Genomic DNA, 26,234 nt, shown 5'->3' with positions numbered 1-26,234 from the left:
CTCTACTTCTCAGAGCGGTGGTTTATGGGGGGATTACCCCCGCTGCCGCCGTCGGGCGTTGTTGCCGGAGTGTCTGGCTTGCCCGCGCGGTAGCCCTTCTTGGCCTGGACCAGCTCGGCCGGGGCCAGCAGCTTGATGGAGATTTCGCCCTCGGCTGCCAGGCCGGAGAGCTCGCCGAAGGGGTCGTTGTTCTCCAGCTCCTCGCCGTTGTACGAAATGGCCCCCTTGATGGTCACGCTGCCGCCTTCGGACAGCTCGTACTGCAGGTTGGACAGCACCGCGTCGGTGAAGTCGACGTGAGATTCGTTCAGGCCCCAGTCCCAGATGAAGCGGTAGCCGCGCCATTTCTGGCCCTTGCCATAGTGGTAGGCCAGCGGCAGCTGGGGGGCGCAGGTTCGGCATCGGGATGTCGATGCCCGGGATTTCAAGGAGAACTTTCAATGAATTTCGGTGAAGCCCTCAAGGAACTGAAAGCAGGCAAGCGCGTGCAGCGTGGACAGGGCAGAAGCATGGCTAAATACTGAATGTGTATACATACTGTAAATTTATTCAGATGTGCTAGAATGCGCCTGTCGGGGATAGCAGCCGGCACCTAGGATTGGTGTTCGGCCCCCCGACGCGGAATATCACGAGGTGAAGCAGTCTGGTAGCTCGTCGGGCTCATAACCCGGAGGTCGTTGGTTCAAATCCAGCCCTCGCAACCAATAAAGCCCTGATCGGAAACGGTCGGGGCTTTTTCGTTTCCCCTGAGCCAGCTAGGGAGCGCGCTCGGGAAAGTGCATGGCAAGTGTGTCTGTAAAAAACAGAAAGGGCCTACTAGGTAGGCCCTTCACTCACTGAAACTTGCCGATAGAAGAGGCGTAAATGGACTTCAGTCTTGATCTCTCTCTGGATGGAGCTTCTGGTGAGTGATTCCATTTTGATCTTCTGGTGCAAGAGGTTGCCAGGTGATAACCCTTAAACGCATATCGACTCTATACCCCAGCTTTAGACCGGAATCGCCATGCTGTAAACGCACATGAACGACCGCGGAGCCACCAGGAGTGCCCAGCTTGCCAGTGACGCAGCTGCCTGCCGAGATCTCGCAGATCGGCACAAGCGACTCGCCGCCCTGAAAGGGCAGGTGCGGGTAGACCGGCAACTGCTGGCGACCGATTGAGCAGATCCCAGAAAGGCGAAAGCCCCGGGGCGTTGAGACCGCCTGGGGCCTTTCTTCCCCAATCCTCCCAAGACCAAGGACAGAGAGCGGATGATATTTTCCAAGGTGACTGTCAGCGCGCCATTGGACGCAGCCGCGGCTGCCCGCCATGCCCGCCGTATCGCCGTGGCCTATGTGCTGGTTGCACTGGGCATCACTGCCGCAGGCCTGGGCGGCCTGATCGCAGCCATTCGTTGGTGCTGAGCAGCCCTAGGTCTTTGCCGACCTATGCACCAGCACCGGAATGCTGCTGTTCACCAGCACGCGCTGGGTTTCGCTGCCCAGCAAGATGCCGGCAATGCCCTTGCGGCCGTGCGATGCCATGCAGATCAGGTCGCAGTGGCTGTCCTTGGCTTGCTGGATGATGGCCTGGTGCACCGAGTAGTTCGTGGTTCGTGCAGTTTTGCACGCCATGCCCTCTGCCTTGGCAAGGTCCTGCGCCGCCTGCAGCACCCTGTCGGCCGTTTTCTCGGAATCCTTGTTCAGTTCGCTGGAGTTGTAGGTCGACATCCCCTCGCCGCTGTACATCAGGGCCGAATAGTCCGGCATCACATACAGCACCGTTACCTCGGAGCCTTGCTCCTTGGCCAGTTGCAGGCCCGCGTGCAGTGCCGCGTCAGAGAGTTTCGAGCCGTCCGTAGGAATCAAAATGTGCTTGAACATATCTGGCCCCCTGTGCGATGAAACAAATCAAGCGCTGTGTCATGGTCACACTCTGGCGCATTGAATGCAACACCCCTTCACCCACATTGCTTCGGAGTGGGATGAACGTCAGAAACCTCTTGCACAGGTCAAAACAGCCTTTACCCCTTATCCATCAATCGCTGAAAGCTAGCAAAAGATGAGCTAGTTTCCCAGCGTAAGCGAGGCAGTTGCGTGTGTGTGTGGCCTTCCGTTGAGTTATGGCCTGACAAGCAGGGATACGGCGTCTGCTGCCTGTTCAGGCGGTGCAAGCCTGATCATCGAGCCTGTTCGGGCATCATTGCTCTTCAAGAAGACTCAGCAGCCCCTGCCTGATGGGGCCTGGTTTGGACAGAAAGGCGATCTCGAATGCAAGCGTTGCAAGGAATAACGTGGCTCCTGGTGCTGCAGCTGACCGGGGAGGCGCTGGGACGGCTGCTCAGACTACCGTTCCCCGGCCCGGTCATCGGCATGCTGCTGCTGGTGCTGTCCATGCGCTTTACCTTGGTGCGGGAGCCGGTGCAGGCCGCCGCCAGCTATCTGCTCTCCCATCTGTCCTTGCTGTTTGTGCCGGTGGGCGTGGGCGTCATCACGCACCTGAGTCTGTTGCGCGACTACGGGTTCAAGCTGCTTCTGGTCATCGCAATCTCCACCTGGGTGGGCATGATCGTCACCGTGCTGCTGGCGCGCTTCCTTCTGAACGAATCCGCAGACACCCGTCAGGAGGGGGCGCCGATGCCTGATTTTGTACAGCTCTGGGTCTATCTTTCCTCGGCGCCGCTGTTCGGGCTCACGGCCACGTTGGCGGTCTACGTGCTGGCCCATGGGGTCTATAGCCGCACCGGGCAGGCGCCATGGGCCAACCCGGTGCTCTGGTCCATCGTGGTACTGGGCACCGTGCTGATGCTCACGCAGATCCCCTATCAAACCTACTTCGCCGGGGCGCAGTTCATTCACTTTCTGCTGGGCCCCGCCGTCGTGGCTCTGGGCTTTCCGCTATGGCAGCGGCGCGAAGAGCTCAAGCGCAAATGGGCCCGGCTGCTGATCGCCGCGCTGGCCGGGGGCGCTACGGCCGCCATCGTTGCCGTCACCCTGGGCTGGGCCGTGGGGCTGCCCGAGGAAGTGCTGCGCTCCCTGGCACCCAAGTCCGTGACTGCCCCTGTAGCCATGGGCGTGGCAGAAAAAATAGGCGGCGTTCCGGCGCTGGCCGCCGTGTTTGCGGTGCTGGCCGGCCTGATCGGTGCACTGTCCGCAGGCGCGCTATTCAAGCTGCTGAGAATCGGCACTACCGACACTGACTGGGTGGCGCGCGGCTTTGCCCTCGGCACCGTCTCGCACGGCATCGGTGCGGCGCGCGCGCTGCAGGTCAATGCGGATGCCGGTGCCTATGCCGGCCTGGCCCTCAGCCTGCAGGTGCTGCTTGTGGCGCTGCTCATGCCGCTGATAGCCCGCTGGTTCTAAGCGGGGTGCTGCTCCGCTGCCGTGAGAGCTCTCCAGGCCCTGGATGGAACTGGAGAGTTTTTTTTGAGATCAAAATTGCCTCTATCGCTTATCCATCAAGCGCTGGCAGCTATCAAAAGTTGTGACGCAGCTCTGGGTCAGCCTTTCACAGTCGGCCTATGCACCAGCACTGGAATGCTGCTGTTCACAAGCACGCGCTGGGTCTCGCTGCCCAGCAGAATGCCGGCAATGCCCTTGCGGCCGTGCGATGCCATGACGATCAGATCGCAGCCGCTGTCCTTGGCTTGCTTGATGACGGCCTGATTGATCGAGATATTCATCACCCGCTCGGTCTTGCACACCACGCCCTCGGTTTTGGCAATGTCGACTGCAATCTGCAGCACCTTGTCGGCTTCCTCCTGGGCGCTCTTGTCAAGCTCGCTGGCGTTGTACGCCGTCAGCACCTCGGCACCGTAGATCATGGCGGCATAGTCCGGTATCACATACAGCACCGTCACCGCAGAGCCTTGCTCCCTGGCCAGTTGCATGCCCGCGCGCAGCGCGGCTTCGGAGAGCTTCGAGCCGTCCGTAGGAATCAAGATGTGCTTGAACATTTTCAGCCTCCTTGCGCGTCAGCGGTTGCCAATCAATCCGAACGATTACCGCATCCATGCTCACACTCCGGGGCGGCTAATGCAACACCCCGAAGTGAGTATTCAGACAGTCTCTTGATGAAGATCAAAGGCTTGAAATGCAAGCAAAAACTGCCTCAAGCCCCAATCCATCTCGCACTGGCAGCGATCAACAGCAGACTACCTGAATGTCATGCGACAGGTGTGATGCCGCGCCTATCGGGTGCTTGCCGGCGTCTTGCCGGGGCGCTTTCTCATCCGTGGGGCAAATCGCTATCAGCGCGTGGGGCGGTAGTACGATTCGCCAATAGCAACTTGGAGAGGGCATGGGTAAATCGACGTATCGCGCATTGGTGATTGCTTCATTGAGCATCCCCATACTCGGAATGCTGGCGGAATATGGCTTTGATCTGGTGCCCCGTGAGCTGACCGATCTTTCTCAGAGTCTTCTGATGCAGTCGGAGGTCGGCCCCATGGACTGGCTTTTCCTGCTGGCGTTTTCGGTGCTCGTGGTGCTCGGCCTCATTTCCTTTTACGGGCTGCTGCGGTTCAGAGCATGGGCGCCTCGGTTTACCCTGTGGTCTTCTGTGGCGACCGTAGTCGTCGCCTGTTTCAGCCCGCCGATTGTGCTGTCCGGCCTGGGGAACGCGACATCGACCTTGGGCTGCGCACTCTTTGGTGCGGTGCTTGCCTTGCCGTACTACTCTCCCGAAGTGCGAGAGTTGTTCTGGCCCTCCACCCAAGAGGACTGAACAAAAGCCCCTCAGAGGGGGCTTTGGCATATCAAAAGCGGCTTATCGGAACGTCATGCGCAGCAGGCCGTCATCGGGCGCGGGCGGCTGCTTGGCTGACAGGGCCGAAGCTTGCGAGGGGCGCTGGCCAGGGTACACCGGCAGCGTTACCTGCTTTTCGCGGTGCTGGGCGCGCTGGGTCAGCCGCTGGGTGCAGGCCGTTGCCAGCGTGGCCAGCTGCGCATCGGTCGCGCTCATGATCTCGCCGTCGGCAATGCGCTGCGGCAGGCTGTTGAAGGACACCACCATCTGGTCGGAGGCGATCGCCTGGGCATGGGGCAGGGTGGGGCGGCCCTGGCTGTCGTAGTTCAGATTCAGCAGGTAGCGGCTGTGCTGCCACTCGTCTGCGTCACCTTCCATCACCGCATTGAACACCGTGCGGTGCACCTGCGCCGCGGCCTCTGCGGCCAGAGAAAAGGCCAGCTCCATGCGTTGCGAGTCTGCCGGCTGGTGCAGCGCGGCTTCCATGCGGTTAAAGGCGTCGATATAGGCCAGCTTGAAAGCCAGCGCCTTCTTGCCCGTAAAGCCCATGGCCAGCAGCGTAAAGCCGTCGCGGGTCAGGCGGTAAGCGGGGTAGGTTTGACCGTTTTGCTCGTCAGTAAGGGGGGGCTCCTCAAAATTGAGGACACCTCCATCAGGCAACTGCGGCAACAAGTTGCGAATGTCACGCAGCACGTTAGCGTGAATCGCCCCGGGATTCGCGGAGGCTGTTTGGTTTAAGTCAGGCCACCACCTCGGTGTTCTGACTGGCGAGTTGCCGATAGTAGTTTGCCTCAGCCTCTGCAGGCGGGATATACCCGATGGGTTCGAGCAGGCGATGGTGGTTGAACCACGACACCCATTCGAGCGTTGCGAACTCCACGGCCTCCTTGGTTTTCCATGGCGCTCGGCGGTGAATCAGCTCGGCCTTGTAGAGGCCGTTGATGGTCTCGGCCAGGGCGTTGTCATAGCTGTCGCCCTTGCTGCCCACAGACGGCTCGATGCCGGCTTCTGCCAGTCGTTCGGTGTAGCGAATGCTGACGTACTGTGACCCTCTGTCCGAATGACAAACAAGGCTTCCATCGCGCTCCGGCTGCCGGGCATATAGAGCCTGCTCCAGCGCGTCGAGTACGAAGTCCGTTCGCATCGAACTGCTCACTCGCCAGCCGACGATGCGCCTAGCAAACACATCGATGACGAAGGCCACGTACAGCCAGCCCTGCCAGGTCGAGACGTACGTGAAATCGCTGACCCACAACTGGTTCGGCCGCTCGGCACGGAACTGCCGATTCACTCGGTCCAGCGGACATGGCGCCCTGGCATCGCCAATCGTGGTGCGCACGACCTTGCCGCGCAGGCCCAGCCGGCGCATCAATCGCTCGACCGTGCAGCGGGCCACGGTCACGCCTTCGCGAGTCAGTGGCCGCCACACCTTGTCGGCGCCGTAGACCTGCATGTTGGCCTGCCAGACGCGCTGAATCTCCGGGACCAGCACATCATCGCGCTGAGCCCGGATGCAGCGTTTGTGAGGCTCACGCAGCAGCGCCGCATGCCTTCGATATGCCGACGGGGCGACCTGCAAGACCTTGCAGAGCGGCTCGACCCCGAAGGCATCGCGATGCTTGTCGATGAAATCCTTCAGGACTTGAGCCGGCGGTCGAGCTCCGCCTGGGCGAAAAACGCGCTGGCCAGCTTCAATATCTCGTTGGCCCGGCGCAGCTCCTTGACCTCGCGCTCCAGCTCCTTCATCCGCTGGGCCTCACTGGTCGTGATGCCTTCACGCACGCCAGTGTCGACCTCGACGCGTTTGACCCATTCGTGCAGCGTCTGCGGCACGCATCCAATCTTCGGCGCGATGGACTCGATGGCCGCCCACAGCGACGGGTACTCCCCCCGGTGCTCCTGCACCATCCTCACCGCCCGCTCACGCACCTCGGGTGAGAACTTGTTCGACTTGCTCATGGCTCAATCCTCTCAGAGTGTTGAACCTCCTTAAAACCCGGGGCGATTCACCCCTCTGTGGGCGCCCTTGTCGTTTTCAACTAGCTGGAAGGTTTTTTAGTTCCCCTGCGTGCAATCGTTAGGTCAAGTCTATTTTTCAATCGACAGCAAGGGTGCTACTGAGTGGAGGCCGAAGCCCGGGCTTTCATCCAGCTCAGTTGGTCGCAAAGCAGTACATCAGCCCGGCGCTGCCGCTTTGCTGGAGCTGCTCGATGCTGCAGCCGCGCGTGCCGTGCGACGAGTTCCAGGAGGCATTGGCCACAGGGTCGGGGTTGGTGCCCTTGTGGTCGTGGTGGCCCACGATGGCAGAGCCGCCGTCGCTCTTCGTCCAGTTGCCGCAGGTGGTGTCTTTGCCGGGCTCGGGCACGGCCAGGGTGCCGTCAGGGCGCGAGCCGGTCAGGATGTCGTGGCGGTTGACCTCATCGCCAAAGCCCGAGACGACTTCGCCTTTTTCGGTCAGCGAGGTGTCCTTGCCGACCTTGGCATTGGCGCTGTGCAGGTCGGCCACGCTGGTGGCAATGACCACGCCCTTGGCATTGCGCCACGGCCCGTTGCCGATGCGATCGCGCGCATTGACGGCCGGTTGTCCATTCAGCGCAGCATTGCTCAGGTAGGCGCGCCAGGTCTTGTTGCCTGCGCCCACGCTGGCGGCCAGCGACTGGCAGTAGCGGTCGGCCCCGGCCAGCCCGCCCAGGTCGCCGCCCTTGCCGGGGTTGGTGCTGGTGATAAAGAAGCTCATGGGGTTGCCGCCCGACGCGCCCATGGCGCCGCAACCCACAATCAGTGCGGCAGCCGCAACGGCGGTGCTGGCAGAAAGAACCAAACGACGGGACATGGCAGGCTCCTGAGCAATAGTGGAGCACGCAGGCTAACGCAATGGGGTGTCAGCGGCAATAAGAGTAGGGCGGTGAGCTAGGCCTACCGCATTGCTTGCGCAGATAAACGGCGCTGCCGTCGCGAGTGCGCAGAGCTGGTGATAAGCAGACCTTACACTTGATCGAAAGCCGTCCATTTGCCCGTGGTGCCAACCAAGAAAGTCTGTCCTATGCCTGAAAATACCGCTGTAGCGGGTGTCGTGGTAAGAGCCATTAAACCCGATGATTTTGATCAGTGGCTCTCGCTCTGGGACGGCTACAACGCTTTCTACGGACGGGCAGGGGCTACCGCGCTGCCCAAAGAAATCACCCAGGCAACCTGGGAACGCTTCTTCAACCCCGTCGAGCCTGTATTTGCGTTGGTTGCGGAGCATGGCGGGGAAGTGGTCGGCCTGACCCATTACCTGTTTCACCGCAGCACCACCAGGCTTGGCCCGGTCTGCTACCTGCAGGATCTGTTCACGGCCCCCACACGGCGCAAGCTCGGTATTGGCAAGGCCCTCATTCACAAGGTCTACGAGCAAGCCACGCTGGTCGGCGCGAGTCGGGTCTACTGGCAAACCCAATCAACCAATGAAGCCGGCCGCGCGCTCTACGACAAGTTAGCCAGGCATGCCGGGTTTATCGTTTACAGCCATGAGCTGTAGGTCGTTGTTCCATGCTGACGGGAAGAGGCGGTTGTTTGGGGTTGAGCAATTGCTGCTGTTAGGTTGTTGACTTTGGTTACTAACGAACACCACAATGATTGCCAAATATGCAGGAATAGCTATGTCTCTATTGCAATGCCTCTGAGGTGATGTTTTGCAGCAAGTACCTTACCCTGTTCAAGCGCTTTTCCTGTCGCTAAATCACTAAGAAATAGATTTCGATGATTAACCCATTTTTTATATTTGCGTTAATTCTGATTCTAATCATTGTGTTGCTTTTGATTTTTCATGTTTTCAGGGATGTACGAGGCGGCAGAAGAAATCGAGAGCTGAGCTGCTATGCATGTGGAGGGCATGCACAACTCTGGCCTATCCATCACAGTAAGGGCGGGACCTTCCTTTACTGCCAAGACTGTAAAAAGAAGCACCAAATGATCGGGCGGGGATTTGGCGCGATTGGTTTGGTTCTGGTGATTTTTCTTTCAATGGTTATATTTTTCACTAAAAACTGAGTTAATCGGAGTCAGATTTGCCGTGTGATGATATTTCGTAAACCCATTGATAAAGCTCAGAGGAGGCCAGTGATGACCTTGTTAAATCCTATTCTTGTCAAGAGCCAGCTATCTTTCTCCTCCGCCTATCTGAGTTTTGGCATGATTGTTTTCGGCTTGTTGCTGGGATTTTTTGATACCAAATATCTCTTCGTATCGGTAGTGTTCGGTGGATTCGGATTGATATCTTTATGGGGTAAGGTGATTGCACACCGACGTGAAGTCACCTTAGACGCAGCTGCTGGTCAAGTGACCATTTCTAGGGTTTCAGCTTTCTTTAGGCCAAAGCAGCGCTCCTATCCTTTAGAGATGTTTGGCTCTGTTCAGTCATATATCCTGCAAGGGAAGTTCCCCATCAATCGCGTAGAGCTGGTCACTAAGACAGGAGGGGAGGCATTGATGCTTGCTCTATTTGAGCCTGCAAATGTCGCCTCTTCGTTCTTCTCCTTGCCTAGAGAGGGGGAGAACAAGCTTGCAGAGCGCCTTCGGCAAGAGATAGCCGGTCAGCTTGGGCTTCTTGATCGAGGTTTTCTCGGGAACAGAATGTTCGGCGCGCAACTCAAAGACTGACGGTAGTTCGTTGCTAAAGAGGAGGCGCCATGGCTGATCTGGGGCGATTTTGGACTTGGATTTTGCTTAAACTCACGTCGACGGGCAAACAGAGTAGAGCGCGCTGCGGGCATTGAAGCCTCAGGGGAGTTTTCTGGGGAGTTTAGGGGGCGCGGCGGGGATTGTGATATTGCCTCTCAGAGGGAGATATAGCCCGATATACCCCCATAAACCCCAGCCTGATCGGTTCGATTCCCATCGCCTGTTCTAGCTTTTTCATTTGAAATCAATTGATTAAGTTGATTGTATATGCCTCTGGACAAAATTTTTTCTTGTGTACGTTTTTATCCAACATGCACAATTTGTGGCGATCCCGAACCGTCGCTTGGCACCGAAAAGCCACTTGATGAGTGGCATTTCTGTTTGCGCAATGTTGGTTAAATCTGCGTGAAGAGGACAAGTTCGCGTCGAATCGTATTTGCGAGAGGCCAATTTATAGAAGAGGATCATGTGCCGGGCTAGGCACCCAGTGCCGCCTCGAAGCGCGCCAACTCCTGCTCCAGCGTGCCGCGCTTTCTGAAGCGCTGGCCGGCGCGCTCATACCAGTTCTCCGCATCCTCCAGATCGCCCTCTTGCAGATGCAGCAGTCCATGCAGCCAAGCTGCGAGCAGGCCTTGATGGCGCTGCACGGCATCGTGGGCGGCATTCCATTGCCCGGCCCGCATCAGCAGCAGGATGGGGTGCAGCTGTGCACAGATATCGCTCATGGCCGGCTGCGCTCAGGCCTGCAGCGCCTGCTGCACGCTATGGCTGTCCACATACTGCTCCATGCTCATGATCTTGCCGTCCTGGAGCCGGTACAGATGGGCGAAGCTCGCCGTCATGGACTTGCCAGTCTTGCGGTAGGTGCCCGAGTAGACCCCGAAGGCCGCCACTCGGTCGCCATCGGCCAGATAGGTATGGACCTTGGCGGCATAGCCGTCCCACTCGCTTGCGAGCCGCTGGAACACTCCGGCCACGATCTGCTGCGGGCCGACATAGGTTCCGGCATAGGGAAAGCCCGCAGCCTCGGTCCACCGGGCGTCGGGCGCCAGTGCAGCCAGCAGATTCTTGCCGTTTTCCTCGGGCGAGCCTTCGTAGGTCGCGCGGATGATGTCCAGATTGGTGCTCATGGTCTGCGTCCCGGGCTTCAGCCCCACTTCATCTCGGCTTTGGCCACCTTGGCGCCGATCTGCAGCGCGGCAGCAAGGCCGGCCTCAGGATAGCGCTTGTTCATGGCAGCGATCAAGGCATCGCCATTGGCCGCCCGCGCCAGTTCCTGCTCGAAGGCCAGCAAGTAGTCGCGGGTGTAGTTCACGGCCGATACGTCCAGCGCGCCATGGGTGCCCAGATGGCCGGGCACGACCACGGCCGGCCGGCGTGCGGCGATGGCTTCGAGGTTCTTGACCCAGGCGGCGCGAGAGGCCGGCGTCGGGGTATCGGCCGTCCACACATGCAGACCCGAGAAGATCAGCACGCCGCCGAAGACCGCATTCAGCGAGGGAACCCAGAGATAGCGGCGGTTTTCCATGCCTTGGGCCTGGACGATTTCAATGGCGTTGCCCTCCAGGCTCAGTGCGGGGCCGTCATAGGCTTCGGGAAAGACGATGTCGGCAAGCGTCTGCGGACCGCTGTCCTTGAGCTGAGGTGCCCAGGTGTCGATTTTTTTCTGCACATTGGCGCGGATGGCGGCGATGGTGTCCGAGGCTGCGAGCACCCTGGCCGCAGGAAATGCCGCCTTGATCGGGCCCAGGCTGAAGTAATAGTCGGGGTCGCTCTGGCTTACGTAGATGGTGCTTAACTGCTTGCCCGAGGCCTTGATGGCTTGAGCCACGGCACGGCCGTCGGGCAGGGAGAAGCCCCCGTCGATGAGAATCGCCTCCTTGTCGCCCGAGAGAAGCACCGGCGCACGGAAAAAGCCCTTGTCATCGGCAGGAAAGTGCTGCCACTGCAGCCTGGAGGCGCCGGTCACGGCAGAGGCGCAACCAGCGAGCGCGGTGGTGATGCCGGCAGCGGCGGCGCTTTGAACAAAATTTCGGCGGTTCATGATGATGGTTCTCCAGTGAGTTTCGAAATGGGGGCTTGAAAAGCGCAAGCCTCAGGCCTTGGCGATTTGCGCAGCAAAGGCCTGCGGATCGGCATAGAGGGCGCTGGATTGCAGCAGCTCGCGCCGGCCATCGCTCTCGAGGACAAAGCTTGGAACGCCGCGCGCACCGAACTGGCTCAGCAGCGTCTGTGCGCTTTCGATGCGGGCGCGATTGGCCGCCAGCAGTTCGGCGCCCGAGTGCAGCAGACCTGCGGCCGCAGCCTCCAGACCCAGGCCCTTCAGCAGCCGGGCCAGCGTGTCTGGCCGCGTGATGTCCTGGCCCTCGACATAGCGCGCCTGCTGAATGGCCTCCAGAGCCTCGAGCTCATGTGCTGGGCTGCTCAGGCTGACGGCGCTCAGCGCCAGCGTGGCCGGGCCACTGTCGAACCGCTGCTGGCGGTCGGCGAGCACCTCGTTACGGTAGCGCTCGCTAAAGCGCTGGCCCGTGAGGCCTGCTATGCGCTGGTCATTACTCCAGGCATAGGCCGCAAAGTCCTCGTCCATGGGCCGTGCACCCACTGCGGCGAAGAGGCCGCTGGGCAGCAGGCGCAGTGCGACGTTCGGGGCCTTGTCCACCGCCTTCACCGCTGCGGCGGCACCGTAGCACCAGCCGCACAGGGGATCGAATATGTAATGCAGGGTCTTGGTCACAGAAGGCTCCGTTGCTTGAATATCGTGATCGTAGGAACAAAGCATTGACAGAAAAAGTCTGATCGAATAGATAAACCGTATGTCAATGGCAAACAATACAGAAGAGCCTGCAGCGTCCAGGCTTGCCAACCTCAAGCGCCTGGCCTACTTTGCGGCCGTGGTGGAGACTGGTAGTTTCACGGCGGCAGCTGAGCGGCTGGGCATCACCAAGGCCGTGGTCAGCCAGCAGGTCGCGAGACTGGAGCGCGAGTTCCGCACCACGCTGCTGACTCGCAGCACGCGCAAGGTCGTGGCCACCGATGCGGGCCGGATCTTCTACCAGCGCTGCGCATCCATACTCAAGGAAGCCAGCGATGCCTTCGACGAGCTTGGTGAAGTCGCGGCCGAGCCCTCAGGAACGCTGCGCATGACAGCCCCGCTGGACTATGGCATCACGGCCGTGGTGCCTGCCATCACCGAGTTCACGCGGCGCTATCCGCAATGCAGGGTGGATGCCGTGTTCAGCGACCAGCCGCTGGATCTGATGTCGGGGCAGGTGGAGCTGGCAATCCGAGTCGGCTGGCTCTCGGACTTGAACGTGCAGGCGCGCCAGATCGGCGGCTTCAGGCAGTTGCTGGTCGCTGCTCCCTCCATGCGCGGTCAGCTTGCGCAGATCAGGCAGCCCCAGCATATCGGCGCGCTGCCATTTGTCGCCAACACGGCCTTGCGCACGCCTTGCAGTTGGAGCTTCTCGCATGGCGGGTTGGAGCCGCAGAGCGTGACCGTGCATCCCGTGATCTCTCTCGATGCAACGCTGGGCGTACGCGAAGCCGTGCGCCAGGGGGCGGGCCTGTCGGTATTGCCCGACTTTGCCGTGGCCGATGATCTGAAGAACGGCACGTTGATACAGGTGCTGCCGAAGTGGGGGCTGCCATCGGGCGGCATCCATGCCGTGTTCCCGGCCGCACGCTTTCGCCCTGCCAAGGTCAGAGCCTTTGTGGACCTGATGCAGGAGCAGATAAGCTCCAGGACCTGAAAGGGTGCTTGCCATGACGTGAGAGCCGAGCCAGTGGTTCTTTGAATGCGGCTTGCTGTAGTCAACTTGGCGATACATCTGTGGCGAGGCGGTAGCCCACCTTTTCAGCAGGATTTCCTGCAAACCATGCCTTGGGTCCGCCATGATTGCTGCTGGGCTTGCTCAGGCAATAACCTCGGATTGGGCGCTATCGATAAAGATATCTGGGTACATCACCCCAGATATATGGACCCGATCACGTCCCGCATTTTTTGCCTGGTAAAGAAGATGATCGGCTTCTTTCAGGGCTTGCTCCAACTGAAACGACGCGCTGATTGGCGAAATCCCAAAGCTCATGGTCAATTTCGGGCCAGATGGAAGAACTGCATTCTTGGACCCCAGGTCACACTGAATTTGCTGTGCTAAGAGCTCTGCATCTCGCAGCGTGATGTCAGTCAACAGAATCACAAACTCTTCGCCGCCGAACCGTGCAACCAGATCGTGTTGCCGCAAGTTGTTTTGCAGAATCGAGGAAACCAGTTGCAGAACCTGGTCGCCGCGCTCATGCCCCCAGGTATCGTTGATGCGCTTGAAGTGATCTATATCGCAGGCCAGCACTGCCATTGGATAGAGTTTGGGGTCCCCAAGATGCTTTTGGGCACGCTCCTGAAAAGATCGGCGATTGAGCATTCTGGTCAATGGGTCGTGGTCGCGTTCATCCCGCAGCTTGTGAACTGTGTCCCGGACGGCGATGGCGGACATCACCACGGTAAAGAGTAGTGAGAAGCTGAGTATGCTGATTAGCGTCAAGAGCCAATAGGGTGAGCTAGGAAGCGATCGGAGATCAGAGTAACCCAATAGCCAGATCAAAATGGGCCGTGTGAAGGTGTAGACCGTGAAGGTGATGCTTAGCCAAAGCAATGATTTGTCTAGCCAGTCAGATGGGACCTTCTTTGCCCGGACCTCCAGGATCGGTAAAGCCAGAACAAGGCCAGATCCAAAACTAAAGGAGCTCACTCGCGCCCAGGCACTTTGCTCGATGTGGCTGAAGTAATACAGCGCGGTCAAGGTAATCGCAGCAATAAGCAGCGCGGTATGTGGTTGAGCGGATACCCGCCACCTCTCGGCCCAACTTTTGGCAAGGCACCAGGCACCTAGAAGATAGAAGCTGCCAATGAATAGGGCGTAGCGATTGAGCTCCTCCAGAGGCAACAGGCTTTGAAGCCCAAGCGGCAGGGCCGCCAGTGAATATGCGCCAGACTGCCAGAGCAGAAAGCGCTGGGAGCGCTGGACCAGCCATGCAATGAGCAACAGTAGGGCAAGAACCAGCATTGCCAGCGATGGCGTAATAACTAGGATGAAGTCGTTATTCGCGAACATTTAACCAGAGCCTCCCCGATCAAAGATCGAAACGGAGCAGCATTGCCTGTTCCTCAAGTGCAAATCGACAATCAATAGTCACTCTTTACTATTCATACATCTTGGTGCGTAACTTAACAAGTTATTGCAGTGCACAGTGTCTGATCCATGTCATTGAAGCTCAGGTTTGAAGGGGATAAGTGAAATCTCGCTGGCCTTGGTGGAGTAAACAGGGTGTCCAGAGCACGCTCGCATGAATGTTTGAAGCGGTCTGGACAGGGGCGCGGCCATGGACGCTGGTATGGCAATGTTTATGTCGATCGCTACGACAGCAATCGGGGGAAGTGATCGCGGGCAAAGACTGGACTGTGACTGTCCCGGTAGTGGCTGCGGCTTGCGGTACGGATGTTTACCGGTAGGCAGTTTTTGACTTGCGGCTGGTATCAGTGTCAGTTTGTCTTCTTGTAGAACTGACTCAGCGTCATATTGACCTTTGTTGCATCTCGCACAAACGGAGGCACCGAGAGTGCAAGCAGCAAGGCTGCCAGCGGTACAACGCATACAAAGCCGAGTAGCTTGAAACCCAGGGCGCCAGCGATGCCTCCCAGAACGAACATGGCAATCAAGCCCGCTGATGTGCGCATACGGGCCCAGTTATGCAGAACATGTCTGGATTGGGGCTTTTGCAGATGGGCCTGGCTTCGCCAGAAAAACAACTTCCCCAGTTCCATTCCCAGATCAGTGAAATTACCCGTCATATGGGTTGTTCTGATGCTGCCGCCAGACGTTTTTGAGCCCACCGCATTTTGTAAACCCATCATGAACGACAGCAGCAATACGGTCAGCGGGACCGCGAACGGAGTATTCCAGTTCAGTGTGACGGCACCCATCAGGCCAAAGGGAAACATCATCAAGGCCTCCAGCATGAGGGGTAAGGCATAGACGCTGTACAGGCCCTTCTGGCGAGCCCAGTTCACCAGTATTGCGCACAAGGCGGCGCCGGCTGTGAACGCCAGAATGGCTCCAAGTGCATTGAGTAGCAGCCTGCCGCTGCTCATGACCAAGCCGTCAGCCAATTGCGATGCAAAACCGGACATGTGAGAGGTATACATGTGCAGTACGAGAAAGCCGCCCGCATTGACTGCTCCTGCATTGAAGGCAAGCAGCAAACCCAGCACGAAATTGGTGGAGGTCGCGCGATGGCGATTGGTAAGGTGACGAAGTCTGCGCATCAATATTCCACTAAGCCAGAACAACAGGTAACAACTGATTGTCGACCAAGTACAAAGAGAGTTGGGCTGAGTGAAGATATCGAAATCACGGCATCGTCGTTCTTGACTGCAAATGCCGGTGCAGTTGCCATGTTTTTGCGCTGTGTTTGAATCGAGAAAACAAAAAAGCCACCTCAGGGTGGCTTGGCTGAATGAGTGGGCAGTGGTTTAGAAAGCGTCGACGCTGTATTCACCGGCAGGAGGAGGATTCTGTGAAAGCATGCGCAGCACCTCTTCTGGAGAGCGTGGCTCAGGCATTGGCTTCATGACCTCCCGGTTCGTCGCTTTGAAGTCTGGATATGCGGCGTATAGGTAGGTCATGGCTACTCCTGGAGATGATGGATAGAAATTGGTGTATGTTGTTTTTAACGATTGACTATGTCAGTTGGTTGACAGAAATGTAAACAATGGCCGTGATAACGACTGCCAGTCTTAGGTTTGATTTGCAGCCAAACTGTGGTCTGCGCCTTTAGCATTTGGAGCAGATTGCAGGCTCTGGCGGCAATTTCACTGGCGGAACGTCTGGCGGTGGGTCAGTGGGTTTGGGCTTGAATGGAGCGCCAGCAGGGCGATTGGGGTCGTCGACAGGAGGCGTGTCGGGCGTACTCACTGATTGCAGGTTCTGATTTTTCATCACGCATCTCCTTTGAGTTGAACCCGGGCCTGTTGCTCCTTGGTTGACAAATGCCAAGAAGGCAAGCTCATTGGTGATCGTTATTACAAAAGACAGGCTTGGTCAATGAATTCCTACAATGTGGTTTCTCATAAAGGTTCATCCTAGGCTTGTAGCAGGTGATTGCCTGCTCAAGCAAAGGAGCAAGCCATGCAATACAGCCCGAAGTGGTAGCAGCAGTGCAGGCTCAAGGCCGGAAGTTGCGACTAACTCGATGGAGAGAGACAAGGCGGCTGGAACGGATTGTGAAGCGTGCCATCCATTGGTGAAAAAGCAGTTTCGCAGTTTGTATTGGCCGCTGCAGATGGGGCAACCTATCAATGGTCCAAATTTTGATCAGCAACAGTGCAAGTGCAATAAGCGGCAACTGGGTGAGGAAGCAAAGCCATCGCCAAGTATTCAAATGCATTGACTGTCGACGCTGTGTGACCACTTTGATACGCCCCCGAAACTTGCCCGCCTTGTGCGGGCATTTTTTTGGGTGCCTGCTGTGCTGGATTCGAGCCAGCAGTGCCGTGCTGCTTTGACGGCAGAGCCGTGTCGTGCCCTGATTCAGTCCGGCTTGAGCCAGCCAATGCGTCCCTGGCCGCTTTCGTTGAGGTCGTGGATGAATGACGTTGCGGCAGCTTCAGGCAATTGAAGCTTGAAAGTGACCAGGCTTGCATGTTCAACCTCTAGCAACTGCACGCCTGCGGCTTCGCTCATGCGTCTGACTACACCTTCCAGTGCGTAGGGGGCCGTGCAGTGCAAGGTTTGCATGCGCTGAATGGCGACTTTTTCAGCGTGCAGCAGTGCTTGCGCCACGGAGTCGGTATAAGCGCGCACCAGTCCACCGGCGCCAAGTTTGACACCTCCAAAATAACGCACGACCGTCGCCAGCACGCCTTCGAGGTCCTGATGACGCAGCACGTCAAGCATGGGGCGGCCTGCGGTGCCGCTGGGCTCTCCATCATCCACTGCGGCTGACTGGCCGCCTGCCAGCAAGGCCCAACAGACATGGGCAGCGCCTGGGTGTTCGCGCCAGAGCGCATCGACCACCGCCTGAGCGCTGGCGCGGTCGCTCATGGGTTGCACGCAGCCGATGAAGCGGCTTTTCTTGATGATCAGTTCACTATGAGCAGGGGCGTGTAGAGTCTGGGGCATAGAGGGCGGCAGCATAACCGCAAAGCCAGCTCACTTTGGAACTGCGGAAATAAGAGCAGTACTGCCCTTGGTCCCAGGTGCTTTATGCAGCTTAAGCCGGCATCTTTCCAAAGGCAGACAGGTGATTCCTACAGACAGCGAGGCGAGAGCTACGTAAGCTGGCGGGAAAGGAGCCGATCATGAACATGCCTATTCCTCCTGTTCCTGTTTCGAATGAGCATACTTTTGGCCACGAGCATTTCTCGCCGCCACCGCTGGAGCAGGAGCAGGTCTCTGTATCCATGCAGGCATCGGGCGCTGAGGATGAGTGGGATCTTTTGCGCAGGATCCGCAGCGTGGGCGAGTGGGGATGGCTAGCGTTTTGATGCGGCCTATCGCAGGCTCTGCTGCCCTGGTGTTGTCAGCGGCGCTGAGCCTTGGGGCAGGAGTGGCTCAGGCAAAAACGGCATCGCAATGGTTGGCTGTTACCGCTGGTGTGCAGATCGGTATCCATCAGGCGATGGAAAAGGCTCAGATGTTGCTGCCGGGCAAGGTGATAGAGATTGAGCTGGAAGAGGGCAAGAAGGGCGCTGCCCCTTACTATGAGGTGACGCTGATCAGCGTTGGCAACGAGATGGTCACGCTTAGGGTGAGTGCCGTGACAGGCGATGCAGCGATTGACGAGAAAAAAGGCAGGGCAGAAAGCAAGCATTTCAGGCGTCTGGCCGATACCCGAATCACGTTGGCCCAGGCGGTTGATGCGGCAGTGGCGGCCCGGCCTGGTAAGCCGCTTGAGGCCAAGCTGGACTCGGACTGGGGCAGGACGCACTACAAGATCAAGCTGCTGCAGGCCGACCGAGTCGTGATGAAAGTCAAGGTGGACTCCGCCACTGGTGCGGTCATAGACTCGAAAAAAGATTGAGATCCTGGCTTTCAGACCACGTTTTGCTATGAAGAGGAAAGCGCTTAGCGCTTCTATCTCATAGTATTTCCATTGTTTTATTCCTAAAGTTCAATATCTGTATGCGGTAGATGCTACGAATTTTGATTTTCTGGCAAGGATTGACAAGACCTTGCACCTGCAAGGCCGAGGGCACAAAAGTACACTGCCCGGTTCTTTCCCCCGCACAGGCCATGAGGCCACATAAAGCCCATCCACATGAACGCCCCGGTTGATGTTTCCTTTTTCCATCGCGATGCCAAGCCGCTGACCAGCTACAAGCCGTACTGGGCCAAGCGCTTCGGCCCGGCGCCGTTCCTGCCCATGAGTCGCGCGGAGATGGAGCAGCTCGGCTGGGACAGCTGCGACATCATTCTGGTCACGGGCGACGCCTATGTGGATCACCCCAGCTTCGGCATGGCCGTCATCGGTCGCGTGCTGGAGGCGCAAGGCTTTCGCGTGGGCATCATCGCCCAGCCCGACTGGACCAGCGCCGAGGCCTTCAAGGCCCTGGGCAAGCCCAATCTGTTCTGGGGCGTGACGGCCGGTAATATGGACTCGATGATCAACCGGTACACGGCTGATCGCAAGATTCGCAGTGACGACGCCTATACCCCTGGCGATGTGGCCGGCAAGCGCCCCGATCGCGCGGCCATCGTCTACTGCCAGCGCTGCCGCGAAGCCTACAAGGACGTGCCCATCGTGCTGGGCGGCATCGAGGGCTCGCTGCGTCGCATTGCCCACTATGACTACTGGAGCGACAAGGTGCGCCGCTCCATCGTGGTGGACAGCAAGTGCGACATCCTACTCTACGGCAATGCCGAGCGCGCCCTGGTCGAGGTGGCGCACCGCATCGCAGCGCGCGAGCCGGTGGAGCAGATCACCGATGTGCGCGGCACCTCGTTTTTCCGTCGTGCTTCGGAAGAGGGCTGGTTTGAGGTCGATTCCACCACGGTGGACGAGCCCGGCGAAGTCGAGCCCCATATCAACCCCTATATGACGACCAGCGAGCAGGCCGAGGCCCAGGGCCAGAGCTGTTCCAAGGAAGATGCTGCGAAATCCGGCAACGACAGCGCTGATGACGCCAAGTCCGTGGCGTCGGTGCAGCCGATTGCGGCCCAGCCCATACAGTTCGTGCCCAATCTTTCGCTGCGCAGCAAGTCCAAGCTGCCCCCGCGCGAGCGCACCGTACTGCGTCTGCCCAGCTACGAAGAGGTCAAGAGCGATCCCATTCTCTACGCCCACGCCAACCGCGTTCTGCATCTGGAGACCAACCCCGGCAATGCCCGTGCGCTGGTCCAGGCCCATGGCGAGGGCACCACGGCGCGCGATGTGTGGATGAATCCGCCGCCCATTCCTCTGACGACGGCCGAGATGGACTGGGTTTTCGGCCTGCCGTATGCACGCAGCCCGCACCCGGCCTATGCCGATGAGAACGGCAGCCATGAGGGCGCGACCAAGATCCCGGCCTGGGAGATGATCCGCACCTCGGTGAACATCATGCGCGGCTGTTTTGGCGGCTGCACCTTTTGCTCCATCACCGAGCACGAGGGCCGCATCATCCAGAGCCGCTCCGAAGACTCCATCATTCAGGAGCTCGAAGAGATCCGCGACAAGGTCAAGGGCTTTACGGGCACCATTTCCGACCTGGGCGGGCCCACGGCCAATATGTACCGACTGGGTTGCAAGAGCCCGCAGATCGAAGCCGCCTGCCGCAAGCCCAGCTGCGTGTTCCCCGGCATCTGCCAGAACCTGCACACTGACCACGGTCCGCTGATCAAGATCTACCGCCGTGCGCGCAAGCTGCCCGGCATCAAGAAGATCCTGATCGGCTCCGGTCTGCGCTACGACCTGGCCGTCAAGTCGCCCGAGTACGTCAAGGAACTGGTCCAGCATCATGTGGGCGGCTATCTGAAGATCGCGCCCGAACATACCGAGCAAGGCCCGCTGACCAAGATGATGAAGCCGGGCATAGGCAGCTATGACAAGTTCAAGCAGCTGTTCGAGAAGTTCAGCGAAGAGGCCGGCAAGAAGCAGTTCCTGATTCCCTACTTCATCGCGGCCCACCCGGGCACCAGCGACGAAGACATGATGAATTTGGCCATCTGGCTCAAGAAGAACGGCTTCCGCGCCGACCAGGTGCAGACCTTCTATCCCAGCCCCATGGCCACGGCCACGGCCATGTACCACAGCGGCCGCAACACGCTGACCAAGGTGCGCCGCCAGATGCGTGACGAGGCCGAGGAACGCGTGGACATCGTGCGCGGCGAAAAGCGTCGCCGCCTGCACAAGGCTTTTCTGCGCTACCACGACCCCAACAACTGGCCGCTGTTGCGCGAGGCGCTCAAGGCCATGGGCCGCGCCGACCTGATCGGCAATGGCAAGCAGCATCTGATTCCGACCTTCCAGCCTCTGGTGGACGGCAGTTATCAGAGTGCGCGCAAGAAGAACAGCACCTCGTCCAAGAGCGGTGGCGGCATCGGCTACACCACCAACAAGGATGGCAAGGCCGTGGCAGTGCGTCGCCGTTCGGAAGAAACAAATATGGAGCCCAAGGGCGATGTGCGTTTCCGCAAGGCCCAACCCCAGCCCGGCAAGCTGCTGACTCAGCACACAGGTCTGCCGCCGCGTGCGGGTGTTAAAGCCAGGCCGGCGCCCAAGTCATCCAAAGCTGGCATTGCGGCATCGGGACGCAAGCCACGCTAAAGATCAAAGAGAGCCTAGGGCTCTCTTTTTGTTTTTATGCGCTGTAACTTCTGCAAGAGGTCGAACCATCAATTCGTCCCGCCCAACACCAAGGCATCGCACCACTGTGGCAACTGATTTTCTTGGGTGGGGGCAAAGAATTCGGCGGTCATGGCGCGGGGATGGGCAATGGCATAGCCCTGAGCGTAGTCCACGCCCATCTGCTTGAGTGCCTTGGCAATTTCACGGCTTTCCACGAATTCGGCAATGGTTTTCTTGCCGAGGATATGGCTGATGCGGTTGATCATCTCCACCATGGCGTGGTTGCTCTTGTCCTGCAACATGTCGCGCACAAAGCCGCCGTCGATCTTCAGGTAATCAACGGGCAACTGCTTCAGATAAGTCAGAGAGGACATGCCCACGCCAAAATCATCCAGTGCAAAGCGGCATCCCATGGACCTGAGCGCCTGGATCAAGCGGGTGGCGTTGCTGAGGTTGCCAATGGCACTGGTTTCTGTGATCTCAAAGCACAGTATCTGTGGCGAGATGCCGTATTGCTGCATCTGCCCCTTCACAAATTCCAGCAAAGCATCGTCGTCAAGGCTGGGCCCAGAGAGATTGATGGCGCAGGTGTCGATCAATGTGTTGCTGCGAACATGCTGAGACAGTGTTTGCAGTGTTCTGCCTATGACCCAGCGGTCTAGTGTTGGCATCAGGCCGTAGCGTTCCGCTGCGGGGATAAAGGCCCCTGGCGACAGAATCTGCCCGTTTTCATCGCGCAGGCGCAGCAACACTTCGAAGTGCCTGCCGTCACGGCCTCCTTTTTGCAAGGGGGCAATGCTCTGGGCGTAGAGACAGAACCTGTCTTCATCCAGGGCCGTGCGGATGCGGCTGGCCCATTCCATTTCGCTGACATAGCGGCTGTAGACACCGTCTTCGGCGGTGTAGACAAAGACCTTGTTGCGTCCGCGCTCCTTGGCCTGATAGCAGGCCATATCAGCCATGCGCAGCAGGTCGGAGGCATTGGTCGCATCTCCCGGGATGTGGACCACGCCGATGGAAAAGCCGGTGCGCAGTATTTTCTCGCCCCAATTCAGCTGCAACTGCTGAGCGGCTACGCGCAGCTTTTCGGCAATGACCGCGACATTGGCCGGAGGGCAGTTCTCCAGCAACACGCCGAACTCGTCACCGCCCATGCGTGCCAGGCAGTCACTCTCGCGCAGATTGGCTTGCAGCATGCGTGATACTTCGCACAGCATCTCATCGCCAGCGGAATGAGCGCTGGTTTCGTTGACAAGTTTGAACTGATCGAGGTCGATATAGAGCAACGCGCAGGGTTTGACATGGTGCAGCCCCTGGTGCAGCAGCTTTTGCAGGCGTCGCTCGAACTCGCCCCGATTTTCCAGGCCGGTCAGTACATCGTGGCGGGCATTCCAGGACAGCTGATCCATGTAATGCTGTTCGCGAGAGACATCGCGCAACACGAGAACCGCGCCAGTGGTTTGTTCTTCACGCACGATGGAGCTGCCCATGACCTTGACCGGCACGATGCTGTGGTCCGCGCGGCGTACCCAGTGAGTTTGCTCGTTACGCACAGACACTTGGTCGGACAGCAACTGACTGAGCAGCCCTTCGCTGGTGAATGAAGAGTCCATGGAGTAGAACTGCAGCACCTGCTTGATGGGCTTGCCCAGATGGCTGTGCTTGACGCTGCCGAGCAGGCCAACGGCGACAGGGTTGACGTAGTTCACGAGGCCGTCGGCATCGGTGGTAATGACTGCATCCCCCAGCGCGGCCAGCGTGGTTTCGGCGCGCTCTATTTCGCTTTGCAGACCTGCCTGCATCAGCTGACGTTGCTGGACCAGTCGCATGGTATGCCAGGTCCATAGAGCGATCAGCAAGAGCGCCAGACCGCAATTGAGTACCAGCAGCAGAGCCACAATCTCGCGCGAGCTATGGCCTAGCGAGTCGCTGAAGGCTTTGGTGGCAGCCGTGGCGCCTTCATTGATCTGGTCGATTTCGCGCTTCCAGGTGCTGATCAGATAGGGCTGGACCTGGCTATTTTGGTAGGCCGTGGTGATTTCCTGGGCCAGCTTGTCGAGCTGCTGCAGATAGGCGTCGCCCTGGCGCCAGTGAGCGACAGGGTCCTGCACCCAGTGCACATGGCGAAAGGTGCGCAGCAGCCAGATCAGTGCATTGACATCGTCGGGGTGGTTCTGGCCTTGCTCTATGCCGAGCCGGGCGAGCTCGAGCTGTGGCGGTGTGGCGTACAGAGCTTCCCGTGCCATGGCATCGCCATGAGGGACGCGAAGCGCTTGCTGATAACGCTGCAGGTCAACTGGCTTGCCATCATCGGCATAGCGCGAAAGATAGTAGATGGCGTCTTTTTGCGCCTTGGACCAGAGGCTTTCTCCGTTGGTCATTCCCCGTACGGCCGACAGCAGGTAGAGGCTGGAGCTCGCGGTGAGCGTCAACACCAGGACCAGCAGCACCAAAGGCCAGATCCGTTGCAGAAATTGCCTTGATTTGAAGGTTTGACTCAAAGGTACCTGCATGACTTTGGAGAATGTCTCTTGTTCGTTATGAGGGCTTTGGCCAACCAAGCAGTGCGGTGCAATGCCGGGCTGTCTCTTCTATGTGATCAACGGCAACATGCTGTCACGAGGCATCTCTGGGTGAGTGTTGGTTGTTGTTTGAAATGTATTTAAAAGTAAATTCTCCGGATGCGATGCCCCGCTTCGCGTAAGACAAAGGCTATTTTGAGCCGCCCATGAAATCGTCGCAGGCGTGCAGGCCGGAGCTGCCAAGGCTCAATGAGGCAGCGTCTTCTTCGGCACAGTTGGCTCAGAGCAGATCTAGGCAATGAACCTTGGGCTCGTCCAGTTGGGCGGCGCGGCGGTCGGCAAAGAAATGTTCGAGCGTCAGCTTGACGGTGCGAAACGCTATTTCATCCCAGGGAATTTCGGCTTCGGTGAACAGGCGCGCTTCCATGGTCTCTGGGCCGGGATAGAAATGCTCGCTCTTGAGCTGTGCCAGGTAAAAGAAATGAACCTGTCCTACCTGGGGGACATTGATCACCGAGAACAGGCGGCCCATCTCGATATCGGCGCCGGCTTCTTCATCGGTTTCTCGCCGGGCGCCTGCTGCCGTGGTTTCGGCCAGTTCCATGAAGCCTGCGGGCAAGGTCCATTTGCCAAGCCGGGGCTGGATGTTGCGCTTGCACAGCAGCACGCGACCGTCATGGAGCACGGGCAGGGTGCCCACCACATTGAGGGGGTTCTCGTAGTGAATGGTGTTGCAGGCCGGGCAGACGGCGCGCTCACGCGTGTCCCCATCGTCAGGAACGCGGTAGGTGACTGCGGTGCCGCAGTTGCGGCAGAACTTGATGGGGCTGCGGAAAATCATCCCGCAACTATAAGCAAATCGGGCTTCAAGCGCAGGTATATAGAGCGCAATCAGCTATGAAAAAGGGAGTCGTCCTGTGCTTGTTGGACGACTCCCTCCTGACTTTCAAACTTAAGTAGCTGTGGTGTCTGGCTTTTTAGGCGATCTGTACCTTGATCGGGGCCAAGCCGGTCACCGTACCTTCAAGCATATCGCCCTTGACCACGGCTGCCACGCCCTCGGGCGTGCCGGTCATGATCAGGTCGCCCGGTTGCAGCTCCCAGGCCGCGGACAGATGCTCGATGGTCTCGGCGATATTCCAGATCAGCTTGCTGATATGGCTGCGCTGGCGCTCCGTGCCATTGACTTGCAGAGAAATCTCGGCATTGCCAATATCGCCTGCCTGATCAACTGGAGTGACGGGACCAACGGGGGCGGATTGCTCGAAGCCTTTGCCAATACACCATGGGCGGCCTTGCTTCTTCATATCGTTTTGCAGGTCGCGACGGGTCATGTCCAGGCCCACGGCATAGCCGTAGATGTATTGCAGCGCGTCTGCCGCCTTGATGTTCTTGCCGGCCTTGCCGATGGCAACCACGAGCTCGATCTCATGGTGCAGGTTCTGCGTCAGCGTGGGGTAGCTCATTTGGGCCGTGCTGCCGGCTTCAACCGGCAGGGCCGTGTCGGCGGGCTTGAGGAAGAAAAAAGGCGGTTCGCGGCCGGTGAAGCCCATCTCCTTGGCATGATCCTCATAGTTGCGGCCCACGCAGTAAATGCGGTGGATCGGAAAACGCTCGCCACGGCCCACAACGGGGAGGCTGGCAACAGCAGGGGGAGTGAACACGTAGCTCATGAAGTCCTCGGCAAAAACATGCGCTGAAATCAGCATTGCTTGATGTGGAAAGCAGTGTGCCACGGCCAGGACCAGGCGCCGCAAAAATACATTTCGGCTTTTACGTATCCGCTGCATGGTCAGCGTGGTTGGCCGTACGGTTCAGGCTATGCTGCGGCCATGAAGCTCTACACTTATTTCCGTTCCTCGGCCTCGTATCGTGTGCGCATTGCGCTGCAGCTCAAGGGTCTGAGTTATGAGTCCGTGCCCGTACATCTGGTGCGTGGCGAGCAAAAAGCTTCGGCCTATGCCGATCATGTGGGCGATGCGCTGGTGCCATCCATGGAGCTTGACGACGGGCACAGGCTCACGCAATCCATGGCCATCATCGAATATCTCGACGAGACCCATGCCCAGATACCCTTGCTGCCTTCGGATGCACTGGGCCGAGCCCATGTGAGGGCACTGGCGCAGATGGTGGCTTGCGAAATCCACCCTTTGAACAATCTGCGCGTGCTCAAGTATCTGGTCAGGGATCTGGGTGTCTCCGACGAGGCCAAGACGGGCTGGTATGCGCATTGGGCGCGCCTGGGTCTGGAGGCTTTCGAGCGCCAGTTGGTACTGCTAGAGGCTGAGCGTAAGGCCGATGGTCTGCCGCCATCCACCTTCTGCTGGGGCGATACACCCACGCTGGCCGACTGCTGCCTGATTCCACAGGTCTTCAATGCACAGCGTTTCAATGTGAACCTGGAGGGGCTGCCGCGGCTGACGGCCGTGGTGGAGCGCTGCAATACGCTGCCAGCGTTCCAGGCTGCTCACCCGTCAGCTTGCCCAGATGCTGAGTGAGGGGGGCA

The 26,234-nt window shown here is 58.7% G+C and carries 27 protein-coding genes, 1 tRNA gene, 1 pseudogene and 1 other annotated feature; of the genes and pseudogenes, 12 read left to right on the top strand and 17 right to left on the bottom strand.

Annotated elements, in window-relative coordinates:
• Window positions 1–2 precede the first annotated feature (2 nt).
• Complete coding sequence (locus QMY55_RS12225; protein WP_283488850.1) at window positions 3–428, bottom strand: hypothetical protein; 426 nt, start codon at window positions 426–428, stop codon at window positions 3–5.
• 199 nt (window positions 429–627) lie between these two features.
• On the opposite strand from QMY55_RS12225, the gene QMY55_RS12220 reads away from it, so the two are divergent.
• Window positions 628–704 (top strand) — tRNA-Met (locus QMY55_RS12220).
• A gap of 545 nt (window positions 705–1,249) precedes the next feature.
• A complete protein-coding gene (locus tag QMY55_RS12215) occupies window positions 1,250–1,402 on the top strand; it encodes a hypothetical protein (protein WP_283488849.1) in 153 nt (50 codons plus the stop codon).
• Between the two features lie 6 nt (window positions 1,403–1,408).
• Here QMY55_RS12215 and QMY55_RS12210 read toward each other — a convergent pair whose 3' ends face one another.
• Window positions 1,409–1,861 carry a universal stress protein gene (locus QMY55_RS12210; protein ID WP_283488848.1) on the bottom strand — a complete coding sequence of 151 codons (453 nt, stop codon included), beginning with the start codon at window positions 1,859–1,861 and terminating at the stop codon, window positions 1,409–1,411.
• Between the two features lie 387 nt (window positions 1,862–2,248).
• On the opposite strand from QMY55_RS12210, the pseudogene QMY55_RS12205 reads away from it, so the two are divergent.
• Window positions 2,249–2,551 (top strand): annotated as a pseudogene (locus QMY55_RS12205) (CidA/LrgA family protein); the annotation flags it as partial.
• 63 nt (window positions 2,552–2,614) lie between these two features.
• Complete coding sequence (locus tag QMY55_RS12200) at window positions 2,615–3,340, top strand: LrgB family protein (protein WP_283488943.1); 726 nt, start codon at window positions 2,615–2,617, stop codon at window positions 3,338–3,340.
• A 137-nt stretch (window positions 3,341–3,477) separates the two neighbouring features.
• On the opposite strand, the gene QMY55_RS12195 is transcribed toward QMY55_RS12200, so the two are convergent.
• On the bottom strand, window positions 3,478–3,933 hold the full coding sequence (locus QMY55_RS12195) for a universal stress protein (protein WP_283488847.1): 456 nt from the start codon (window positions 3,931–3,933) through the stop codon (window positions 3,478–3,480).
• A gap of 344 nt (window positions 3,934–4,277) precedes the next feature.
• Between QMY55_RS12195 and QMY55_RS12190 the strand changes: the two genes are divergently transcribed.
• Window positions 4,278–4,703 carry a hypothetical protein gene (locus tag QMY55_RS12190; RefSeq protein ID WP_283488846.1) on the top strand — a complete coding sequence of 142 codons (426 nt, stop codon included), beginning with the start codon at window positions 4,278–4,280 and terminating at the stop codon, window positions 4,701–4,703.
• Between the two features lie 42 nt (window positions 4,704–4,745).
• On the opposite strand, the gene QMY55_RS12185 is transcribed toward QMY55_RS12190, so the two are convergent.
• From QMY55_RS12185 to QMY55_RS12175, 3 genes are all read right to left on the bottom strand, one after another.
• Window positions 4,746–5,429 carry a Rha family transcriptional regulator gene (locus tag QMY55_RS12185; protein WP_283488942.1) on the bottom strand — a complete coding sequence of 228 codons (684 nt, stop codon included), beginning with the start codon at window positions 5,427–5,429 and terminating at the stop codon, window positions 4,746–4,748.
• A 34-nt stretch (window positions 5,430–5,463) separates the two neighbouring features.
• A protein-coding gene (locus tag QMY55_RS12180) for an IS3 family transposase (protein ID WP_407650676.1) occupies window positions 5,464–6,683 on the bottom strand; the annotation gives its coding sequence in 2 pieces (ribosomal slippage) (window positions 5,464–6,392 and window positions 6,392–6,683; 1,221 coding nt in all).
• Window positions 6,289–6,405, bottom strand: a sequence feature (AL1L pseudoknot). (Overlaps the previous gene by 117 nt.)
• Window positions 6,684–6,876: 193 nt before the next feature.
• On the bottom strand, window positions 6,877–7,557 hold the full coding sequence (locus QMY55_RS12175) for a hypothetical protein (protein WP_283488844.1): 681 nt from the start codon (window positions 7,555–7,557) through the stop codon (window positions 6,877–6,879).
• 210 nt (window positions 7,558–7,767) lie between these two features.
• Between QMY55_RS12175 and QMY55_RS12170 the strand changes: the two genes are divergently transcribed.
• Both QMY55_RS12170 and QMY55_RS12165 read left to right on the top strand, forming a co-directional pair.
• Complete coding sequence (locus QMY55_RS12170; RefSeq protein ID WP_283488843.1) at window positions 7,768–8,244, top strand: GNAT family N-acetyltransferase; 477 nt, start codon at window positions 7,768–7,770, stop codon at window positions 8,242–8,244.
• A gap of 584 nt (window positions 8,245–8,828) precedes the next feature.
• Entirely contained in the window at window positions 8,829–9,365 is a 537-nt protein-coding gene (locus QMY55_RS12165; protein ID WP_283488842.1) for a hypothetical protein, read from the top strand.
• A 497-nt stretch (window positions 9,366–9,862) separates the two neighbouring features.
• On the opposite strand, the gene QMY55_RS12160 is transcribed toward QMY55_RS12165, so the two are convergent.
• From QMY55_RS12160 to QMY55_RS12145, 4 genes are read right to left on the bottom strand one after another with little or no spacing between them, the layout of a single operon-like run.
• On the bottom strand, window positions 9,863–10,111 hold the full coding sequence (locus QMY55_RS12160; RefSeq protein WP_283488841.1) for a hypothetical protein: 249 nt from the start codon (window positions 10,109–10,111) through the stop codon (window positions 9,863–9,865).
• 12 nt (window positions 10,112–10,123) lie between these two features.
• Entirely contained in the window at window positions 10,124–10,516 is a 393-nt protein-coding gene (locus QMY55_RS12155; protein ID WP_283488840.1) for a nuclear transport factor 2 family protein, read from the bottom strand.
• A 17-nt stretch (window positions 10,517–10,533) separates the two neighbouring features.
• Complete coding sequence (locus QMY55_RS12150) at window positions 10,534–11,433, bottom strand: MBL fold metallo-hydrolase (RefSeq protein WP_283488941.1); 900 nt, start codon at window positions 11,431–11,433, stop codon at window positions 10,534–10,536.
• A 48-nt stretch (window positions 11,434–11,481) separates the two neighbouring features.
• Window positions 11,482–12,120 (bottom strand): DsbA family protein, encoded by a 639-nt coding sequence (locus QMY55_RS12145; RefSeq protein ID WP_283488839.1) that lies wholly within the window; start codon window positions 12,118–12,120, stop codon window positions 11,482–11,484.
• Between the two features lie 79 nt (window positions 12,121–12,199).
• Between QMY55_RS12145 and QMY55_RS12140 the strand changes: the two genes are divergently transcribed.
• On the top strand, window positions 12,200–13,135 hold the full coding sequence (locus QMY55_RS12140; protein ID WP_283488838.1) for a LysR family transcriptional regulator: 936 nt from the start codon (window positions 12,200–12,202) through the stop codon (window positions 13,133–13,135).
• A 162-nt stretch (window positions 13,136–13,297) separates the two neighbouring features.
• On the opposite strand, the gene QMY55_RS12135 is transcribed toward QMY55_RS12140, so the two are convergent.
• The 4 genes from QMY55_RS12135 to QMY55_RS12120 all read right to left on the bottom strand — a co-directional run bounded on the left by QMY55_RS12135 (window position 13,298) and on the right by QMY55_RS12120 (window position 17,560).
• Entirely contained in the window at window positions 13,298–14,494 is a 1,197-nt protein-coding gene (locus QMY55_RS12135; protein ID WP_283488837.1) for a GGDEF domain-containing protein, read from the bottom strand.
• A 428-nt stretch (window positions 14,495–14,922) separates the two neighbouring features.
• Window positions 14,923–15,705 (bottom strand): YoaK family protein, encoded by a 783-nt coding sequence (locus QMY55_RS12130; protein ID WP_283488836.1) that lies wholly within the window; start codon window positions 15,703–15,705, stop codon window positions 14,923–14,925.
• A 207-nt stretch (window positions 15,706–15,912) separates the two neighbouring features.
• Window positions 15,913–16,065 carry a hypothetical protein gene (locus QMY55_RS12125; RefSeq protein WP_283488835.1) on the bottom strand — a complete coding sequence of 51 codons (153 nt, stop codon included), beginning with the start codon at window positions 16,063–16,065 and terminating at the stop codon, window positions 15,913–15,915.
• A 904-nt stretch (window positions 16,066–16,969) separates the two neighbouring features.
• Window positions 16,970–17,560, bottom strand: coding sequence for an IMPACT family protein (locus QMY55_RS12120; RefSeq protein ID WP_283488834.1), 591 nt, complete (start codon window positions 17,558–17,560; stop codon window positions 16,970–16,972).
• Between the two features lie 179 nt (window positions 17,561–17,739).
• Between QMY55_RS12120 and QMY55_RS12115 the strand changes: the two genes are divergently transcribed.
• The 3 genes from QMY55_RS12115 to QMY55_RS12105 all read left to right on the top strand — a co-directional run bounded on the left by QMY55_RS12115 (window position 17,740) and on the right by QMY55_RS12105 (window position 21,185).
• Window positions 17,740–17,925, top strand: a complete 186-nt coding sequence (locus tag QMY55_RS12115; protein WP_283488833.1) for a hypothetical protein — start codon at window positions 17,740–17,742, stop codon at window positions 17,923–17,925.
• Window positions 17,910–18,461, top strand: coding sequence for a PepSY domain-containing protein (locus tag QMY55_RS12110; protein ID WP_283488832.1), 552 nt, complete (start codon window positions 17,910–17,912; stop codon window positions 18,459–18,461). The genes QMY55_RS12115 and QMY55_RS12110 overlap by 16 nt, the downstream gene beginning before the upstream one ends.
• 237 nt (window positions 18,462–18,698) lie before the next feature.
• On the top strand, window positions 18,699–21,185 hold the full coding sequence (locus QMY55_RS12105; RefSeq protein WP_283488831.1) for a YgiQ family radical SAM protein: 2,487 nt from the start codon (window positions 18,699–18,701) through the stop codon (window positions 21,183–21,185).
• A 68-nt stretch (window positions 21,186–21,253) separates the two neighbouring features.
• Here the strand turns inward: QMY55_RS12105 and QMY55_RS12100 are convergent, their stop codons facing one another.
• The 3 genes from QMY55_RS12100 to QMY55_RS12090 all read right to left on the bottom strand — a co-directional run bounded on the left by QMY55_RS12100 (window position 21,254) and on the right by QMY55_RS12090 (window position 25,401).
• Complete coding sequence (locus QMY55_RS12100) at window positions 21,254–23,719, bottom strand: putative bifunctional diguanylate cyclase/phosphodiesterase (RefSeq protein WP_283488830.1); 2,466 nt, start codon at window positions 23,717–23,719, stop codon at window positions 21,254–21,256.
• Window positions 23,720–24,008: 289 nt separating this feature from the next.
• Window positions 24,009–24,569 carry an NUDIX hydrolase gene (locus QMY55_RS12095; protein WP_283488829.1) on the bottom strand — a complete coding sequence of 187 codons (561 nt, stop codon included), beginning with the start codon at window positions 24,567–24,569 and terminating at the stop codon, window positions 24,009–24,011.
• A 136-nt stretch (window positions 24,570–24,705) separates the two neighbouring features.
• A complete protein-coding gene (locus QMY55_RS12090) occupies window positions 24,706–25,401 on the bottom strand; it encodes a fumarylacetoacetate hydrolase family protein (protein WP_283488828.1) in 696 nt (231 codons plus the stop codon).
• Window positions 25,402–25,560: 159 nt separating this feature from the next.
• Between QMY55_RS12090 and maiA the strand changes: the two genes are divergently transcribed.
• Window positions 25,561–26,226 carry a maleylacetoacetate isomerase gene (gene maiA / locus QMY55_RS12085; RefSeq protein ID WP_283488827.1) on the top strand — a complete coding sequence of 222 codons (666 nt, stop codon included), beginning with the start codon at window positions 25,561–25,563 and terminating at the stop codon, window positions 26,224–26,226.
• The last annotated feature ends 8 nt before the right edge of the window (window positions 26,227–26,234 follow it).

Source organism: Comamonas resistens, assembly GCF_030064165.1.
GTDB lineage: Bacteria > Pseudomonadota > Gammaproteobacteria > Burkholderiales > Burkholderiaceae_C > Comamonas > Comamonas resistens.
Note: the sequence above shows the minus strand (reverse complement) of the source record. Positions and strands in the feature narration are given on the sequence as shown.

Coding starts and splice junctions, on each gene's coding strand:
- QMY55_RS12215 (WP_283488849.1), top strand. CDS start 1,250: ATGATATTTTCCAAGGTGACTGTCAGCGCGCCATTGGACGCAGCCGCG.
- QMY55_RS12210 (WP_283488848.1), bottom strand. CDS start 1,861: ATGTTCAAGCACATTTTGATTCCTACGGACGGCTCGAAACTCTCTGAC.
- QMY55_RS12200 (WP_283488943.1), top strand. CDS start 2,615: ATGCCTGATTTTGTACAGCTCTGGGTCTATCTTTCCTCGGCGCCGCTG.
- QMY55_RS12195 (WP_283488847.1), bottom strand. CDS start 3,933: ATGTTCAAGCACATCTTGATTCCTACGGACGGCTCGAAGCTCTCCGAA.
- QMY55_RS12190 (WP_283488846.1), top strand. CDS start 4,278: ATGGGTAAATCGACGTATCGCGCATTGGTGATTGCTTCATTGAGCATC.
- QMY55_RS12175 (WP_283488844.1), bottom strand. CDS start 7,557: ATGTCCCGTCGTTTGGTTCTTTCTGCCAGCACCGCCGTTGCGGCTGCC.
- QMY55_RS12170 (WP_283488843.1), top strand. CDS start 7,768: ATGCCTGAAAATACCGCTGTAGCGGGTGTCGTGGTAAGAGCCATTAAA.
- QMY55_RS12165 (WP_283488842.1), top strand. CDS start 8,829: ATGACCTTGTTAAATCCTATTCTTGTCAAGAGCCAGCTATCTTTCTCC.
- QMY55_RS12160 (WP_283488841.1), bottom strand. CDS start 10,111: ATGAGCGATATCTGTGCACAGCTGCACCCCATCCTGCTGCTGATGCGG.
- QMY55_RS12155 (WP_283488840.1), bottom strand. CDS start 10,516: ATGAGCACCAATCTGGACATCATCCGCGCGACCTACGAAGGCTCGCCC.
- QMY55_RS12140 (WP_283488838.1), top strand. CDS start 12,200: ATGTCAATGGCAAACAATACAGAAGAGCCTGCAGCGTCCAGGCTTGCC.
- QMY55_RS12135 (WP_283488837.1), bottom strand. CDS start 14,494: ATGTTCGCGAATAACGACTTCATCCTAGTTATTACGCCATCGCTGGCA.
- QMY55_RS12130 (WP_283488836.1), bottom strand. CDS start 15,705: ATGCGCAGACTTCGTCACCTTACCAATCGCCATCGCGCGACCTCCACC.
- QMY55_RS12125 (WP_283488835.1), bottom strand. CDS start 16,065: ATGACCTACCTATACGCCGCATATCCAGACTTCAAAGCGACGAACCGG.
- QMY55_RS12120 (WP_283488834.1), bottom strand. CDS start 17,560: ATGCCCCAGACTCTACACGCCCCTGCTCATAGTGAACTGATCATCAAG.
- QMY55_RS12115 (WP_283488833.1), top strand. CDS start 17,740: ATGAACATGCCTATTCCTCCTGTTCCTGTTTCGAATGAGCATACTTTT.
- QMY55_RS12110 (WP_283488832.1), top strand. CDS start 17,910: ATGGCTAGCGTTTTGATGCGGCCTATCGCAGGCTCTGCTGCCCTGGTG.
- QMY55_RS12105 (WP_283488831.1), top strand. CDS start 18,699: ATGAACGCCCCGGTTGATGTTTCCTTTTTCCATCGCGATGCCAAGCCG.
- QMY55_RS12100 (WP_283488830.1), bottom strand. CDS start 23,719: ATGCAGGTACCTTTGAGTCAAACCTTCAAATCAAGGCAATTTCTGCAA.
- QMY55_RS12095 (WP_283488829.1), bottom strand. CDS start 24,569: ATGATTTTCCGCAGCCCCATCAAGTTCTGCCGCAACTGCGGCACCGCA.
- QMY55_RS12090 (WP_283488828.1), bottom strand. CDS start 25,401: ATGAGCTACGTGTTCACTCCCCCTGCTGTTGCCAGCCTCCCCGTTGTG.
- maiA (WP_283488827.1), top strand. CDS start 25,561: ATGAAGCTCTACACTTATTTCCGTTCCTCGGCCTCGTATCGTGTGCGC.